The organism is Pontibacter sp. HSC-14F20 (assembly GCF_019599265.1).
In the GTDB taxonomy this organism is placed as follows: Bacteria; Bacteroidota; Bacteroidia; order Cytophagales; family Hymenobacteraceae; genus Pontibacter.
This window is the reverse complement of sequence record NZ_JAHZTC010000018.1, coordinates 68,359-85,973: the sequence shown is the minus strand read 5'-3', so window position 1 is coordinate 85,973 and position 17,615 is coordinate 68,359. Positions and strand designations below refer to the sequence as shown.

General features: G+C 48.3%; 14 protein-coding genes. 6 read left to right on the top strand and 8 right to left on the bottom strand.

Translation table 11 applies throughout. From position 1 onward, the window contains the following. Positions 1-406: 406 nt before the first annotated feature. Both K3G39_RS16430 and K3G39_RS16425 read right to left on the bottom strand, forming a co-directional pair. Positions 407-805 (bottom strand): hypothetical protein, encoded by a 399-nt coding sequence (locus K3G39_RS16430; RefSeq protein WP_220627268.1) that lies wholly within the window; start codon positions 803-805, stop codon positions 407-409. 233 nt (positions 806-1,038) lie between these two features. Continuing rightward, complete coding sequence (locus K3G39_RS16425) at positions 1,039-2,079, bottom strand: chemotaxis protein CheB (protein ID WP_220627267.1); 1,041 nt, start codon at positions 2,077-2,079, stop codon at positions 1,039-1,041. 234 nt (positions 2,080-2,313) lie between these two features. On the opposite strand from K3G39_RS16425, the gene K3G39_RS16420 reads away from it, so the two are divergent. After that, positions 2,314-6,303, top strand: coding sequence for a chemotaxis protein CheB (locus tag K3G39_RS16420; RefSeq protein WP_220627266.1), 3,990 nt, complete (start codon positions 2,314-2,316; stop codon positions 6,301-6,303). A gap of 251 nt (positions 6,304-6,554) precedes the next feature. Continuing rightward, on the top strand, positions 6,555-6,860 hold the full coding sequence (locus K3G39_RS16415; RefSeq protein WP_220627265.1) for a hypothetical protein: 306 nt from the start codon (positions 6,555-6,557) through the stop codon (positions 6,858-6,860). Positions 6,861-6,875: 15 nt separating this feature from the next. Here K3G39_RS16415 and K3G39_RS16410 read toward each other — a convergent pair whose 3' ends face one another. Then, positions 6,876-7,550, bottom strand: a complete 675-nt coding sequence (locus K3G39_RS16410) for a response regulator (protein ID WP_220627264.1) — start codon at positions 7,548-7,550, stop codon at positions 6,876-6,878. Positions 7,551-8,092: 542 nt separating this feature from the next. Continuing rightward, the gene (locus tag K3G39_RS16405; protein ID WP_220627263.1) at positions 8,093-8,449 is read right to left on the bottom strand and encodes a hypothetical protein; all 357 of its coding nucleotides are present in this window, start codon (positions 8,447-8,449) and stop codon (positions 8,093-8,095) included. A gap of 266 nt (positions 8,450-8,715) precedes the next feature. Between K3G39_RS16405 and K3G39_RS16400 the strand changes: the two genes are divergently transcribed. Next, complete coding sequence (locus K3G39_RS16400; protein ID WP_299704628.1) at positions 8,716-9,132, top strand: BrxA/BrxB family bacilliredoxin; 417 nt, start codon at positions 8,716-8,718, stop codon at positions 9,130-9,132. 93 nt (positions 9,133-9,225) lie between these two features. Beyond that, positions 9,226-9,483, top strand: coding sequence for an integrase core domain-containing protein (locus K3G39_RS21200; protein WP_370627270.1), 258 nt, complete (start codon positions 9,226-9,228; stop codon positions 9,481-9,483). Positions 9,484-9,629: 146 nt separating this feature from the next. Here the strand turns inward: K3G39_RS21200 and purD are convergent, their stop codons facing one another. Continuing rightward, positions 9,630-10,922: a phosphoribosylamine--glycine ligase gene (gene purD, locus K3G39_RS16390; protein WP_220627260.1), complete on the bottom strand. Its 1,293-nt coding sequence runs from the start codon at positions 10,920-10,922 to the stop codon at positions 9,630-9,632. Between the two features lie 209 nt (positions 10,923-11,131). Next, positions 11,132-13,312 (bottom strand): DNA helicase RecQ, encoded by a 2,181-nt coding sequence (gene recQ / locus K3G39_RS16385; protein WP_220627259.1) that lies wholly within the window; start codon positions 13,310-13,312, stop codon positions 11,132-11,134. A 67-nt stretch (positions 13,313-13,379) separates the two neighbouring features. On the opposite strand from recQ, the gene K3G39_RS16380 reads away from it, so the two are divergent. Next, positions 13,380-14,351 (top strand): SIS domain-containing protein, encoded by a 972-nt coding sequence (locus K3G39_RS16380; protein WP_220627258.1) that lies wholly within the window; start codon positions 13,380-13,382, stop codon positions 14,349-14,351. Positions 14,352-14,353: 2 nt separating this feature from the next. Next, the gene (locus K3G39_RS16375) at positions 14,354-15,430 is read left to right on the top strand and encodes a mannose-1-phosphate guanylyltransferase (RefSeq protein WP_220627257.1); all 1,077 of its coding nucleotides are present in this window, start codon (positions 14,354-14,356) and stop codon (positions 15,428-15,430) included. A gap of 99 nt (positions 15,431-15,529) precedes the next feature. Here K3G39_RS16375 and rlmB read toward each other — a convergent pair whose 3' ends face one another. Together rlmB and K3G39_RS16365 are read right to left on the bottom strand one after the other, a co-directional pair. Further along, the gene (rlmB, locus tag K3G39_RS16370; protein ID WP_220627256.1) at positions 15,530-16,375 is read right to left on the bottom strand and encodes a 23S rRNA (guanosine(2251)-2'-O)-methyltransferase RlmB; all 846 of its coding nucleotides are present in this window, start codon (positions 16,373-16,375) and stop codon (positions 15,530-15,532) included. Next, entirely contained in the window at positions 16,348-17,610 is a 1,263-nt protein-coding gene (locus K3G39_RS16365; RefSeq protein ID WP_255594423.1) for a GWxTD domain-containing protein, read from the bottom strand. The genes rlmB and K3G39_RS16365 overlap by 28 nt, the downstream gene beginning before the upstream one ends. Positions 17,611-17,615: the final 5 nt, after the last annotated feature.

Genomic DNA, 17,615 nt, shown 5'->3' with positions numbered 1-17,615 from the left:
CAGCTACGAGCTGAGGCACGAGACGCACTACGACGAGGCCGGTGTCTTCGAGAGCCAACTCAGACTCCTTGCCCAAATGGCTGCGCTAGACCTACTCAGCCTCAACCACAGACAGCTACAGCTGGTCCTGGAGCAAACCAGTGCTATGGAAAAGCGATTCAGGACCTTCTGGGTCAGTTTCCACCAATACGCTCTAGACTACGGGCAGGACTACCCAAGCGGCTACCTGCACCAGCTCGATCTGCCCCGCCTGTTTGACCTGCGCAACCTACAGCCTGTTCATGCTAACACAGAGGTTAGGGAGGCGTTTGTTTACGACCTTCACGACCACTTGAAAAAAAGCCCCTTACGAATAAAATCGTCAAGTGGCTCTTTTATGTGCATACAATTTGCACGAAGAAAAAACCTAAGCCGCCAGCAGGTTTTGCAGTTCAAGATCCAGATTAGGCTGCTGCACTCCGAGTTCGGCGTACAGTTGCCTGGCTTTTACGTGTAAGCAGAATTTGCTGAAGACGTTTTTGAAGACTACAAAGTCGGAGCCATCTATAATTCCCAAGCTGCTTAGCTGCCAAAGCGTGGTGGCCAGCAGTTGGCTTGTAACCATAACAGTATAGTTTACAAGGCCATGCGACAGAAACTGGCATAACATAGAACCGTTAATCTGTTTGAGTATAAGGGTGTTGCTATCAAGTAAACCAAGAGAAAGCTCTTGCAGCTCCTCTACAAGCCGGGTTTGGGAGGTATTCATGGCTAATCTTCTTTTCTGGCTGCCGTAATTCTGTTTGCCTGTTGCTTCTGAGAGCACACCTGTCGAATAGAGGCCAAAGAGGCTTATCTACAGTTTACAGGTATGCTCTCCTAAGAAACGATTTAACATCCTATACGCCCTGATTAGCAGCAGGAATACAGAAATGGCCGTAAATACAAACTTTAAACGGCATAATAAGGGTTTTACGCAGCTAACTACGCATTAACACTAGCACACCATAAGCAAGAAGTCGGGCAACCTATATACCTGTTGTTATCACAAAACTATACCTACCCCGTCTCTCCCATCTGCTCCTCATCCGCAGAAGATGATTTCGACAACAGCTCCCGTAGCCGTTCAATATGCACCTTCATTTCCTCAACACGCTTTTCCTGTATGCCGGCCCACCTGTGGTTCCCTTTGGTGGTTTCACTTTGGTACATGTTCAGTAAAATGTTGCGTCGCTCCTCAAGCGTCCGCAGCGCCACCCAGAGCGTTTCTTCCAGCGCATTGGACATACCCAGCAGCAGCGAATCCTGCGAAAAAGCATGTCCCGAATGGCATCTGAAGCGTTTTATGGTTCCTTCCTGACCCAGCTCCCACAAACCGCCACCACAGTCCGGGCAACTATAAGCTGTGCGGGTGCCGGCTTTTTCAAGTTCTTCGATGCTGGTTTGTGTTGTATTGCTCATAACCCGTTCTGTTATTAAAGCCTCTTGCCGGATATCAGCCGGAATTGTTAATGATTGCTGAGTCGGCTGTTGAGCCAGCTCTTCCAGTATGTTACTCATTTCGCTTAGCGGCACTACATAATTTGCATCAACCTTCCGGATTACATTTTCAGGCAGCACCGGAAACTCTGCATCATCCGGGTGTTGCACTATAGTTGTGCCGCCGCTTCTTTTGATGCATTCCATCCCGATCACCCCGTCGCTCATAAAACCAGTTAAAATTACACCTGTCGTGTTTCCCCCATGATGCGCCGCAGCCGACCGGAACAACGGGTCTATAGCAGGCCTGAACTGGTTTTCGCGTGGGCCTTTTACCACCAGCATGTGGTCGCCACTTATCAACAGGTGCTTATCGGCAGGAGAGAAATAGACGGTAGCCGGCTCAAATTTGTGCCCATGCTCCGCTACTTTACACTTCAGGTCAGTATACTTGTTCAGGCGATCTACCAGGAAATGTGCGGACGAGTCGGGGCTCAGGTGCTGCACTATAAAAATTGAGGCGGGCAACTGCTCCGGCAACCGGGACAGCAGCTTTGTTACTGCCTGCATCCCTCCCGCCGATGTTCCGATAACTATTATTTTAGGTTCATTCTCAGACATATAGTGGCATTACATTATACCTGAAGCAACTAGAGCCCAGGCTATTGCTATTAATTTGTGTACGGGCTTCAAAATGAAGTGTTAAACCATAAATGCAAACCCGATAGCAACATGTTCTGCAATAAACCTTGGATTATGCCTCATAGCACCTTCCTTACAAGCATTATGTTATAGTATTAATTGGTAAATTGGCATGCTATAAAGCAGGATAAAGAAAGGGTTAAAGAAACAGGTATGGCAAAAGCGATTAAAGCAGGAAACGGTTCGGGAACCAGCTTTACCAAAAAGGGAGAGCAGGAAGTATATGTAATAGGCATTGGTGCCTCTGCCGGTGGACTGCAGGCCCTGGAGGCCATGTTCAGTACCATACCACAAGATAAAGTGGCCTATGTAATTGTACAGCACATTTCGTCAGAATACCGCAGCCTGTTAACCGAGATACTGGAACAATACTCTGCTCTTAAGGTACAGGAAGCGGAACACGATGAACTGCTGCTGCCTAACCGGGTATACGTTATACCTAGCTCCAAAGAACTTACCATAGAAAATAACCGCTTTAAGCTCAACAACAAAACCAACCTGAATCGCTCGCAAACTATCGACACGTTCTTTTCTTCTCTTGCCCAAGATAAAAAGCAGCGCGCGATCGGGGTTATACTTTCCGGCACTGGTACTGATGGCACAAAAGGTATAGAAGCCATTAAAAAAGAAGGTGGCCTGGTGCTGGTGCAGGATCCAACAACTGCCCGTTTCGACGGTATGCCCCGCAACGCCATCAACTCCGGGTATGCCGACCATATTCTCCCTCCTGAGCTGATGTCTGCAGAAATATTTGATTACATAAAATTAGGCCCCTTTAGCGGAAAACTGATTGAACTTGCCGATAGCGAAGCTGAAGCTACTTTCTTCCAGATACTGGACATGATAAACCAGCAGACAGGTATAGATTTCAGCAACTACAAGCAACCCACTATTATCAGGCGCATCAGCAGGCGCATGAACATTAAAGGCATCAGTGATTTTGCGGATTACCTCGATTACCTGAACATGAATGCCGATGAAGTGGAGATGCTTGGCAAAGAATTCCTGATCGGGGTAACCAAGTTTTTCCGCGACGAAGAAGCCTATAAGTTCCTGGCCAGTAAAGTCATTCCAGATATCGTCGAAGGGAAAAAGAACGGTGACCAACTCCGGATCTGGGTGGCGGGTTGCTCAACCGGCGAAGAAGCCTATTCTATTGCCCTGCTCGTGCGCGAGTACCTCGACAAAGTAAAAAAAGAGGTTGAAGTGAAGATCTTTGCTTCTGATATTGACCGGGAAGCGCTTGATTTTGCAAGTAAAGGCTTGTATACCTATAGTAGCTTATCTGAAGTGTCAGAAGAGCGGCTGCACGATTATTTCATTAAAGAGGAAGGCAAATACAGGGTAGCACAGCGTGTGCGCCGCATGGTGATCTTCTCGCCTCACAATGTCACCAACGACCCTCCCTTCAGCAGAATAGACTTGGTGAGCTGCCGCAATATGCTCATTTACCTCAACCCGATGCTGCAGAAGCGCGTGATCGAAAAGTTTCATTATGCCCTGGTCATGCGAGGTTACCTGTTCCTGGGTTCCAGCGAGAGTGTAGGAGATTTAAAGAGCTTTGAGGAGGTGAACAAAAAGTGGAAGATCTTCCGGAATACAGAACCAGCACGCTCACTGGGAATAACAGAAACTTTCACAGGCAGCATGAGCAAGCGCCCGATCATTACCTCGCTCCCATCCTTATCCCGCGACCTGACTGCCAAGCAAGTGCTGCAGCATAGCTTTAACGAAGTGCTGAGCGAAACCGTGCTGGAAGAGTACAGTTATGCTGCTGTGTATGTAGACGAGAACTATGACGTGCTGCATGGCGCCGGTAAGTTCAAGAAATTCCTGGACCTGCCGGAGCAGAGCTTTACCTTTAACCTGCTGAAACTGGTACCGCAGGACCTCGCCGTCAGCCTGGGTGCTATGCTTCGCAAGGCAGGCATCGAAAAAGAAAAAGTAATAGCGCATAACATACAGGTGCATGATGGCAACCACCTGCGTTACATTAATGTTGTCGTAAAACCAAACCATACAGATAAAAAGCAGCTGCAGCGCTATACCCTGGTGCTGTTTTCGGAGGAGCAGCCGCGTATTCCGCTTAAACCAGACCAGGTAGTAGTGGTAAGCGAGAGCCAGTATAAAACCCGCGTTGATGAGCTGGAACAGGAACTGCAATACACGAAAGACGACCTGCAGGCTGTTGTAGAAGAACTTGAAACTGCCAACGAAGAACTGCAAAGCACCAACGAAGAGCTGCTGTCATCGAACGAGGAACTGCAAAGCACCAACGAAGAACTGCAGTCGCTGAACGAGGAGCTGCATACCATTAACACCGAGCATCAGTATAAAATAAAAGCGCTGATTGAGCTCGACGATGACCTGAACAATTACTTCCGAAGCACCGACATCGGGCAGATCTTTGTGGACCGTAAACTGATCATCCGCAAATATACCCCATCGGCTACGCGCCTGATTAACCTGATCGAAAGCGATATTGGCCGCTCTATTGACCATATTTCCAATAACTTGCGCTACGACAAATTAACAGAAGACATAAAGCAAGTTATAAACAGCAACCAGGTAGTTGAGAAAGAACTGCAGGATAAGAACGGGGTATGGTACCAGATGCGGGTGCTGCCTTACATTACGCAGGAACGCAGGATTGACGGAGCCATCATCATCTTCATCCAGATAAATGAGCTAAAGACCATGCACCTGCTGCACGCTGGTATACTTCACAGCTCCCCTAACGCTATACTTGCTCTAAAATCGGTTAGATCTGCTGCCCATGTAATCACAGACTTCAGCATCAGCACGGTTAACCAGCAGGCAAAGGCCCTGTTCGACAGACCGGAGAACAAACTGATCGACAGAACGCTTTGGAACGATTACCCGAAGCTAATGGAACAGGGCGTGTTTGAAAGCATGGTAAATGTTGTGGAAACAGGTGAACCGCTTGATACAGAGCTGCTGCAGGAAATAAACCGGAAAGAGGTATGGCTGCACGTAGTGGCGGTAAAGTTTGACGATGGCCTGGTGCTTACCCTACAGGATATAACGGAGCGCAAACTGAACGAGAAGGCGGTACAACAGCAACAGGAAGAGCTTAGACAAAATGCCGACAAGTTTAAAAACCTGCTGGAGGCTGTGCCGCACATTACCTGGACAAACAAACCAACCGGCGAGAACAACTCCTTCAATAAATTCTGGTACGAGTATACAGGTCTCACCAAAGAAGAATCGGGAGGCTGGGGATGGCAGGCTGCCTTTCACCCGGAAGATCTGAAAACGATCATACCTGATTACGAACGCTGCCTGGAGACAGGAGAGGTGCATAATGCACAGGCACGCATACGCCGCAAAGCCGATCACACCTACCGGTGGCACCTGATCAAAGATGTGCCTGTAAAAGATGAACATGGTAAAATAACCCTCTGGATCGGAACTGCCACCGATATACAGGACCAGAAAGATGCAGACGAAGCCACTATTAAAATAAAGCTGTCACAGCAACGCGAAAAGCTAAGCACGATCTTACAGACGCAGGAAGAAGAACGTAGCCGTATTTCGGAAGCCCTGCATAATGGCCTTGGGCAGGTCCTTTATGCGGCAAAACTTAAGCTAGACAATCTGCCAACCAATACTGCGCAGCAAAAAACGACAAAGGAGCATGTAGACCAGTTTCTGAAAGAAGGCATTCAAATTACCCGGAATATTTCTTTTGAGCTTACGCCTGCAGTTCTGAAAGAATTCGGGCTTAAAACAGCCATTGGAGAAATCATTAGCAGGTTTTCAAGTCCTCAGTTACGGCTTACATCTAACCTGGTAGTTCCGGAAAACAGCCTGGACTACTCTACTTCCTTATCAGTATATCGAATTATACAGGAACTCTTAAATAATGTGATCAAACACTCGGGTGCAACGAAAGCGGATGTAGCACTAACTGTAACCGACAAAAGTATTTATCTGAGCGTGCGGGACAATGGCAAAGGTATAGACCTAAAAGACCTGCAGAATAAGAAAGGCGTTGGCCTGAAAAGCATTAAAAACCGGATAGACTTACTGGACGGGGAATTTGAAATCGCCACCAAAGCCGGTAACGGCTGCCTGATTGAGATCACATTTACCCAAGACCACACAAACAAGACAAGCTGATCTACTTCGTGTGCATTGCCGGAGGCTGAAGGTAAACCGGATCAGGTCGCCTTCAGCCTTCTTTTTTAAAGGTATATCCTACACTCTAACATTAAATCATTGAGACTTCTGATTTTACACAAGGAAAGTGTAAAATTTGAGCACTTATAACGATGCATTTAAGTACTACTACTTATACAGTTACTTGTCACAAAACCTACCTTACGGAAAAGTAGAAGTAAGCAAAACAGGCGATTAAATGTAGAGGTGCGATGATTGAAAAGGTGCAGGATTTGCTTCAGGAATTTGAAAATAAGCAAGCTGCAGGCAAGGTTGAAACCTTTCATGTTAAGGTAATTCCAAACGGGTTACTTGTAGAACCACACCCTGCTGACGGGGAGGAATTAAAAACAGTAGACCTCACGCCTGAACTGCTTTATACGCTGCAGATTTTCTTCTCTGATATCGATGGAATTACATACAACTCCTATGACTACAGAATGCTGAAGAGTTTGCTGAATGCACACGCAACGTTAGAGCGGATGGCGCTCAAAACAGGCAATTCAAATAATCCCTAAAAAGAGCCTGCCTGCTTATTCCGAGACATCTACATCAATGATCTTGTGCCCGATCGCATACTTTATAAGATTGGCTGTATTTTTGGCTCCGGTTTTCTCAAGTATGTTCTGCCGATGCGTTTCTATAGTTCGCTTACTGGTAAAAAGCCTATCTGCAATCTCTGCGTTTGTAAATCCTTCTGCAATTAAGGTCAGCACCTCTATTTCCCGCTTCGACAAACCCGTCTGTTCCACCTTTTCATTTTTGGGAGTAACTGACATCATGGAGTTGGCAAGCATTTTAATAGAGAGTTCGCTACAGATATAATTTGTGCCACCCGCTATCAGTTTTATGGCAGAGCGCAATTCATCTTTTCCGGTCGTTTTCAGGATATAACCCGAGGCCCCGCAACTCATGATCTTCTGCACATAAGGCAGACTATTGAGCATCGAAAGCGCAAGAACTTTTGTTTCAGGATAGGTCTCCTGAACCCGTTCCGTGGCTTCAAAACCATCCATCTCAGGCATGTTAATATCCATTAGCACCACATCGGCAGGTACCTGGGCGAGTAGTTCCAGAAGTTTCACACCGTTACTTGCCTCTCCTACCACTTCTATTTCATTGTCCTCGTTCAACAGCGCTATAAGGCCCTGCCGTAAGATAATATGATCTTCCGTTATAATGACTTTTATTGGCTTTTGCTCTTCCATAGGTATGCTATATACTAATGACAATGAAAGTATTCCGGGTTGCACCCAGACCTATAGGTCCCTCTACTGAAACAGGTATAACTACTTGTACTCCAAAATATTAACAACGACTTCACTTGATTAGTTAACCCAATATACCAAAAAAAGCAAAGAAGCACGAGCAGGGATCAGGTATGCACTTTCTTCAAACTCACCCGTTATTTGTCGCTGGCATTTTCGTAACTAATACGCGCGTGCAACTTCGTTCTAACCAGGAAATGAAAAGCTCCGACAGAAAACCATGCTCAGCACTTTAAAAGGGCATATATCCCTTCGGATTTTCCATGGGCCGGAGCGATACTCAGGAGTAGATACCAACTAATATCTTATACTGATTTTGGAAGAGAGGCTTTAACTAGAGAGGGCTTTAACGCAAGAAATACATGTTTTATACACAAAAATACAGCTTTACATCGAGCAGTAAGCTATTTATACTTGCAGTAAGTACAAATAGCGACAGTTGACTCCTGTTTTGACTATAGAGTATTTGTGTATAAAGAACTCTAGGCAACCATACTTTCAGGCAAGGGGAATTTCGATTTGAACTGCTCCAACTCTTTCAACACCTTTGCACTAACCTTGTAGCGCACATGGTCCTCGTGCAGTTCATCCCAGTGCACAAATATCTGCCATACCTGCCGGTCACTACAATTCTGGATTTCTGCCTCTGTCATATCGCGTACAAAAAAGGCGTCAAGCGTTACGTCTTCTTCGCGCATAGGCACATGGATGTAAGTCTGGTCACAGTTCAGGATCTGGATAAGCTCGGCTGGTCGCTCATCGTTGGCAGGCATGTAAAAATAAGCTACCTGATGGAATCTCTTCTTGCCGAATGGATTTGAGTGCGGGTGTTGTTGCATAGTAGGGTCTCAGGCCAAGGGTCGCGCAAAATCCGGGATTGCCACGTACGCAAACCTGGTTGTGAACGCAGCATGCCGGCATAACAGTGTATACCTTACTTCTATACCTTCTGTTTAGCTAAAACGCATATTCTCAAAACTATACAATAAGATATATTTTAAGTTCCCTATTTAGTGTTACACTTCTGAGCTGTAGCCTTTCTGCAGAATTATGTTTAATTTTGCAGTGTTAATTATATTTTAATTTAAAGCTGATAATCATGGGAATGTATCCTGAATATATGGTCGCCCCGATCCGCGAAGACCTTACCTCTGCAGGCTTCGAACAACTAATGACCGCAGAAGAAGTTGAGCAGGCACTTTCGTCAAAAGAAGGTACAGTGCTGGTAGCTGTAAACTCTGTGTGCGGTTGCGCTGCTTCTAAGGCTCGCCCTGCCCTTAAAATGGCTGTTGCCTCTTCTGAGAAGCGCCCGAGCAAAATGATCACCGTGTTTGCAGGTATGGAGCAGGATGCCGTGGCCAAAGCGCGTGAGTTCATGCTACCTTATCCGCCATCATCTCCTTCTATTGCCCTGTTCAAGGATGGTGAATTGGTGCACATGATCGAGCGTTACCACATCGAGGGCAACGAGCTCAACCGCATTGTAGACAACCTGCAAGGCGCTTTCGAAGCTTACTGCTAAGCTTTTAGCTTATCCCAGCAAAAAGGCCGGTGTATCGAAAAACACCGGCCTTTATTTTTATCCTGCCCCGTCCTGAAATAGGTTGACACTAAAATCAACCTTATATGGAAAAAGCAGCAGAGAAAAAAGGCCCGGATAAAGCCGAGCATGACTCAAAAGTACGCCCCCTGCCAGAACGCGGTGGCCGAGCGGGTGAACGGTATTCTGAAGGATGAGTTCGCCCTCGAGCGGGGCTTTGCTCATCATCTGGAGGCTGTGGCGGTGATCGCCGAGTCAGTGGGTATCTATAACCGCCAAAGGCCCCACCTCTCGTGCCATTTCCCACCTCCCGTGTCATTTCCTGACACCTGAGCAGATGCACGCCCAGCAGGAACTAGAGGTAAAACAGTGGAAAAAGAAAACTCCAACACAAACGCATTGGAGGTCTTAAATTAAAAAGTAATTTCGTCTCTAAACCGTCAACTTATATCAGGACGAGACATCCAGGTATAGCCTGTCTAGCGCATGGTTTGTTTTTGCAGATCAAAGCCTATATCACGACGGTAGTAACGGTCGGTCCAGGTAATTGCTTCGGCTGCTTTGTTGGCTTTGGCCAGTGCCTCTTCCATGGTGTCGCCTAGTCCTGTTACCGCAATCACACGGCCACCGTTATTCACGATTTTATCATCTACACGCTTTGTTCCGGCATGGAAAACCAGGGTATCAGCATCCACCTGCCCCAGACCTGAGATCACCTTGCCCTTGTCGAAACCTTCCGGGTATCCGCCTGAAACCAGGAATACCGTAGCAGCAGTGCGTGAATCAATGTCTAGTTTAAATTCGCCGAGTTTATGGTCGTGCAGCGCCAGGAAAAGCTCAAACAGATCGGACTTGATGCGCGGCAGAATTGCCTCTGTTTCCGGATCCCCCAGGCGCACGTTGTACTCGATCACGTAAGGGTCACCATTCACGTTCATCAGGCCGATGAACAGGAAGCCGGTATAGTCCAGGTTATCGGCCTGCATGCCGAGGATGGTTGGTTCTATTACACGCTCGCGTACCTTCTGCATAAAGACCTCATCAACAAACGGAACAGGCGAAATAGCCCCCATACCTCCTGTGTTCAGACCTGCATCACCTTCACCTATGCGCTTGTAGTCTTTCGCTTCCGGCAGCAGCACATACTCTTTGCCGTCCGTCAATATAAAAACAGACACCTCTATACCTTGCAGGTAGTCTTCAATCACCACCTTGCTGCCCGCCTTGCCAAATTTGTTATTGCGCAGCATGGCCTCCAGACTGTCAACGGCTTCCTCAAATGTCTGCGCGATGATCACGCCTTTACCGGCAGCCAGGCCGTCGGCTTTGAGTACCACAGGGTAGCTGTGCGTGTGCAGGTACTCTACGGCTTCGCGGTAGTTTGCCTCGGTAAATGTTTCGTAACGTGCCGTCGGGATATTATGCTTCTGCAGAAAAGCCTTACAGAAATCTTTGCTGCCCTCTAGCATTGCACCCAGCTTCTTAGGGCCTACGACCAGCACATCGCGCAGAAAATCCTTCTCCTGAAAGTAGTCGTGTATACCTTCTACCAGCGTGTTTTCAGGACCAACTACTACCATCATGATATTGAAGTCGGTTACGAACTTGGCAACTTCATCAAAGTTGTGGATATCGATGCCGCAGCTGGTGTGAAACTCGTCTGTGCCTGCGTTTCCGGGGGCAACAAATATCTGCTGGGCGTATGGGCTCTGGCTCAGTTTCCAGGCAAGCGCATGCTCTCTCGCGCCGGAACCTATTATCAGTACGTTCATAGTCTAATTGCTAGTTGTTATTCGGCACTCTCAGCATTACCAAAAGCGACGTTGCGAAGTTATAAATTTATAAGGCGCAGTAAAGCACAAATCACGGTTTTTACTTTTTTGCCAGGTATAGCTACAAGCAAAAGAGACCGCTGCACAATCACAACGGTCTCTCCCGACTAATTATTTTTATACCTGATCAACTGGCAGCCATCAGCAATTTAGTTCGCATACTCCGACAGGAACTTGATTCGCATCAGGCGCACGTCCTCTTCGCTGTAGTCATTTGTACCAAGTTCCTTGAGCGCCACCGCTATGTTGTCGGTGCTGGCACTCATAAAGTAGTCGTATATCTCATCCTGGCGTTCATCATCCAGTATGTTGTCGATGTAGTAATTCAGGTTGAGCTTGGTGCCTGAGTAGCAGATATGCTCTATTTCCTCGATCAGCTCCTGCATGGTCAGGTCCTTGGAAGAGGCAATCTCCTCGAGGTCAACCTTTTTGTCTATCTGCTGAATGATGTAGATCTTGATTTTCGATTTGTTGACAGTGGTTTTTACCACTACATCAGCAGCCGTTACTATATCGTTCTCTTCTACATACTTGCTGATCAGGTCCATGAAGGGCTTGCCGAATTTCTGCACCTTGCCCATACCTACGCCGGCAATGTGTGCCAGCTCTTCGCGGGTGGTTGGGTATACTGTGGCCATCTCCTTCAGCGACGGATCCTGGAACAGCACATAAGGCGGCAGGTTCTTCTCCTTGGCCAGTTTCTTGCGCAGGTTCTTGAGCAGGTCGAACAGTACTTCGTCATGGCCGGCAGCAGCCTGCGATTCTTCCTTTTCTTCGTCTGCTTTTACTTCCTGCTCATAATCGTGGTCTTTGGTCAGCTGCATCGGGTGCGGGTTAGCGATAAAGTCGAGACCCTTCTGTGTTAGCTTCACAATACCAAACTGCTCAATATCCTTCTCCAGATACTCCGACAGCAATACCTGGCGCAGCACCGAACTCCAGAACTGTGCATCATACGCTTTGCCGGCGCCAAATACTTCCAGTTGATCGTGCTCGTAGCTTGTCACGTGCTGGTTGCGCAGGCCTGTCAGCACCGCAGTGTTATGCTCAATGCTGAAGCGCTCTCCTGTCTGCTGAATTGTTTTAAGTGCCAGCAAGGCTTCGTTCTGCGCCTCAAAACGCTCTTTGGGGTGCAGGCAGTTGTCACAGAAACCACAGTCTTTCTCGTAGGCTTCTCCAAAATAGTGCAGCAGCTGCTTGCGACGGCAAACGGCCGAGTCGGCATAAGCGGCCATCTCCTGCAGCAGCAGCTTGGAGTTGTCGCGTTCTGTTACGGGCTTGTCTTTGTTGAATTTCTCCAGCTTGACAATATCGTCGTAGCTGTAGAACATAATGCAGTTACCTTCCATGCCATCACGACCGGCTCGACCGGTTTCCTGGTAGTAACCCTCAATGGACTTTGGCGTGTCGTAATGAATCACAAAACGCACATCCGGCTTGTCGATGCCCATACCGAAGGCGATGGTCGCCACAATTACATCGGCGTCCTCGTTCAGGAAGGCGTCTTGGTTGGACATGCGGATGTTGGAGTCCAGACCGGCATGGTAGGGCAGCGCTTTAATATCATTCACGCGGAGCAATTCCGCGATCTCTTCTACTTTTTTGCGGCTCAGGCAGTAAATAACACCACTCTTGCCCTTGTGCTTTTTCACATACTGAATCACCTGCTTCTTGGTGTTGTGCTTGGGGCGCACTTCGTAGTACAAATTCGTACGGTTAAACGACGACTTAAACACAGAAGCCTCATCCATCTGCAGGTTGCGCTGTATGTCGAGTTGTACCTTAGGTGTGGCCGTAGCCGTCAGGGCGATAATCGGCAGGTTGCCGATCTGGTCGATGATGCCGCGAATGCGACGGTACTCCGGACGGAAGTCGTGTCCCCATTCTGAGATACAGTGTGCTTCGTCGATGGCTACAAAGGAGATGTTAGACGCGCGCAGAAACTCAACCGTTTCTTCCTTGGTCAGCGATTCCGGTGCTACATAGAGCAGCTTCACTTCGCCGGCCAGGGTTTCTTTCTTCACTTTGTTGATCTCCGACTTAGAAAGTGTGGAGTTCAGGAAATGGGCATTCACCCCGAAAGCGTTCAGTTGATCCACCTGATTTTTCATCAGGGCGATGAGCGGCGAGATAACGATGGCAGTTCCCGGCAGCGATAGAGCAGGCAGTTGGTAGCACAACGACTTGCCAGCACCGGTGGGCATAATCACAAAGGTGTTCTTTCCGTTGATAATGTTGTTTATTATCAACTCCTGATTGCCCCTAAATTGATTATACCCAAAAACTTCCTTTAATTTGTTTTTGAGATTGATCTCCTGTTTGGTAGACATGTAATAAATCAGAAATTTAACTGTACAGCAACGTATCCCCTTAGGATACCTTTAACACAAATTTAAATTGAATCTTCTTAATAATATAGCCCTTACAGCAAAAAAAGTATTGACCGACGAAGCCGAGGCAATCGCCAGACTGGCAGATTTTATCGACGAAAGCTTCGAAAGTTGTGTCAAAGCCATACTGAACATCAAAGGCCGTGTCGTGGTGACAGGTATAGGTAAGAGCGCTAACATCGCCACCAAAATTGTCGCCACCCTCAACTCGACCGGAACGCCTGCGCTTTTTATGCACGCTGCCGATGCCATTCACGGCGACCTTGGTATGATCCAGCCCGACGATTTTGTGATCTGTATCTCCAAGAGCGGCAACACGCCTGAGATAAAGGTACTTGTTCCGTTGCTCAAACGCAAAGGCGCGCAGCTGGCAGCCCTGGTTTCGAGTACCGACTCATACCTGGCCAAGAGCGCAGACTTTGTGCTGAATGCTACTATAGAGCGCGAAGCCTGCCCGCATAACCTGGCCCCTACTACCAGCACCACGGCTGCGCTCGCGCTCGGCGATGCCCTGGCTGTCAGCCTGCTGGAGGCCCGTGGTTTCAGCAGTGCCGACTTTGCCACGCTGCATCCGGGTGGCTCACTGGGCAAGCGCCTATACCTGAAAGTGGATGATATCTTCCGCCAGAACATGGCCCCACAGGTTTCTGAAAACGCCGCACTGAAGGATATTATTATCGAAATTTCATCTAAAAGGCTGGGTGCCACTGCTGTGGTAAAGGACGGAACAGAAGAATTGGTGGGAATTATAACTGATGGCGATTTACGCCGTATGCTGAACAAATATGACTCAATAGACGGTATACGCGCTTCAGATATCATGACGGCATCTCCCCTCTCCATAGAGCCTGAAACCTATGCGGCTGAAGCACTGGCTATCATGCAACAAAAAAACATCACGCAACTCATTGTCACTAAAGCAGGCAAATTTGAGGGCTTTGTGCACCTCCACGATTTGCTGAAAGAAGGACTTATATAGACATGAACGAAAACACTTATGTGGTCATTATGGCAGGCGGTATCGGAAGCCGCTTCTGGCCATTTAGCCGTACCGATTTCCCAAAGCAGTTTCATGATGTACTGGGCGTAGGCGAAAGCATGCTGCAGATGACCATGAATCGTTTTAAGGACATCTGCCCACCCGAAAACATTTTTGTGGTGACCAACCGCGACTACGAAAATCTGGTGAAAGAGCAGTTGCCGGAACTGAGCGATAACCAGATCCTGCTCGAACCGATCGGGCGCAACACCGCTCCCTGCATTGCCTACGCTTCGTACAAAATAGCGCAGATCAACCCCAACGCCAACCTGATCGTAACACCTTCGGACCATGTGGTGCTGAAGCAGGATGCCTTTACTCAGGTCATTAAAAAAGCGGTGGAAGCAGCAGATAGCGACGATGTGCTCATCACACTCGGCATCACACCAAGCCGCCCTGACACGGGATACGGGTATATCCAGTACATCGACGACGACTCACAGACGATCAAAAAGGTGAAAACCTTTACCGAGAAGCCGAACCTGGAGCTGGCACAGATGTTCCTCAACAGCGGCGACTTCGTATGGAACTCCGGTATTTTCATCTGGAATGTACAAAGCATCATGAAGGCTTTCAGACAATACCTGCCTGAAATAAGCGAGATTTTTGAAGAAGGCGCAACAAGTCTGCACACGCCTCAGGAAGCTAATTTTATTGTGAAAGCATACTCCCACTGCCGCAACATTTCCATCGACTATGGCATTATGGAGAAGGTGGATAATGTGTATGTGGTGCTGGCCGATATCGGCTGGTCCGACCTGGGCACCTGGAACTCCCTTTATACCATTAACCAGAAAGACGAGGCAGGCAACGTGATAGATGGCGATGTGATGCTCTACGACACCAAAAACTGTATCATCAAAACACCGAAAGACCGCCTGGTGGTGGTTGAGGGGCTGGAAGGCTATATTGTGGCCGAGCACGACAATGTGCTGATGATCTGCCGCCTGAGCGAAGAGCAGAAAGTAAAGGAATTTATGTCGGATGCCAAGTCAAAAAAAGGCGCTGAATATATTTAGCATACCTACTGCTATACCTCTTGAGGTATAGTTAATAAAAAAAGGGGAACGCTGCTGTCAGCGTTCCCCTTTTTTTATTGGCTTCAGGTAAGCTATGCCTTATCTCGGTTCAAAAGTGTTCTGGCTTGAATAACCGCTTTCGCGCAGACGGTGGCTCATGGCTTCGTAAAGAATGATACCCGTGGCAACCGACACATTGAGTGATCCGATCTGGCCTATCAGCGGAATACGCAGTTTAGCATCGGCACGCTTGAGATACTCCGGCGAGATACCGTCTTCCTCGCTGCCCATGATAATGGCAGTCGGGCCAACGAAGTCCACGGTGTTATCGGTCAGGTTATGCTCTGTCTTTTCTGTACAGGCTACGATTTGCACACCGTAATCCTTCAGGTAGTCGATCGTGTGTTTCAGGTTTGGTTCGCGACACACAGGCACCAGGTGCAGGGCTCCGGCTGAAGTTTTGATCGCATCCGCATTGATCTGGGCGCCTCCTCTGCTAGGTATAACGATGGCATCCACGCCCATACACTCTGCGTTACGGGCTATCGAACCAAAATTACGCACGTCTGTGATGCGGTCAAGTATAAGCAGCAGCGGGCTCTTGCCTTTCTCAAAAAGTGAAGTCACAATCTCATCCAGCGGCATGTAGGTGATCGCTGAGATCAGGGCAACTGCGCCCTGGTGATTTTTGCGGGTCAGGTTGTTGAGCTTTTCGATTGGTACACTGGCAACAGGTATATCGTGCTTTTTCGCCAGGTCAAGCAGTTCATCCACGTTCGTGTTACGGGCGCCCTTCTGTACAAAGATCTTCTCCAGCACCTTTCCGGCCAGCATGGCCTCTATGATTGGTCTGAGGCCAAAGATCATTTCCATTTTATCCTCCTTCGGAGTTCTGGGGCCGCCATAGCGGTTTCCACCTACAAATTTGTTATTCCTGCTCTCCATCTTGCTACAGTGCTGTACCAGTTCTCCTCGTATTCACGGTTCCGTACCAGCTCAAAGTGATTTTCGGTAAAGTTATTCTCTTTTTTCGTAAATACGAACTTGACATAGGGCGTCGCCTCTGATTCGCGATAGATCCAGGTCTCTGAATCGGTGCTGATGCTCACATTATGCGGTTTGCCATAAATGATGTAGATCATGCCGCGATCGGTCGCCCAGCCGGGCTTAAATGAGGTATAGAGCTTGTTCGCTGTCTCCACGCGGGTATAGTACGCCCGGATCAACTCACGGGCCAGCTTCTTGTCCTTCGAAATTTTCAACCAGAAGGCATCCAGGGCCGCTTTCTGGTCCTGGGTATTATAGAGCGCCTCCCGCTCAGCTGAGGTAGTCAGATAAATGAGTGGAGTGATCATATCCTGCACGCGGGTAATAAGCGGGAAAGTGCCTCCTTGTACCACAAGGCCTTGTGTAGCACCCGAGCCGGTGCGTAGCAGGTATAGCCCTTCCTTCTCCAGCTGAATAGTATCTAGCGTTGCCATCGACAGCGTGTCCCCAGTAGTCTGAGGCACTTCAGGCAAAGTTTCCTGACGCGTTGACATTGGGGGTAATGCGGGCTGCAAGGTATAATCTACTTGCTTCGTCGTAAAAGTGGCAGTACCATTGGTGTCGCTGTGCTGCCACAGGTATAGGCTGTCGGAAGTAGTGGCAAAACCACGTAATACCGGCGCATTCGTTCGCACCTGTAGCAGCATAAAATCCTTTTGCAGCATATCAGGTTTAAGTGCTAACCGGTGCGATACACCAAGGCGCTCCTGCCCGGCCAGTTTCATCCAGAGCCGTACCTGCATGGAGTTTCCTGCTGCTACATATTTAGCAGGCACTGTCACCGGCACTTCCAATGTTCCGTTTGAAGCCACTCTATACTGTGGCAGTACCTGCACTGTGTCTCGCAGCAGAAGCATATCCCGCTCCGTGCTACCTGACCGGATAGTAAAGTCTACGCGATCGGCAGTCTGGGTCAGGTCGAGCAATTGCCGGAGTTCTTCAAAGCGGAGAATGAGGTGCAGGCTGTCGGGTGTGCTGTAGTAGCCATACTGCAACACAACTTCGGGTTGCTCTGTTTTGGGGGCAGCGGGCGCACTGTCGCGGTACATTGGCGCATAGGCAATGTCTGAACTGCCGCATGAGGAGAGCAGTAGCAGCATTGACAGGCAGGCAAGAAGACTTATCTGTTTCATTAGCT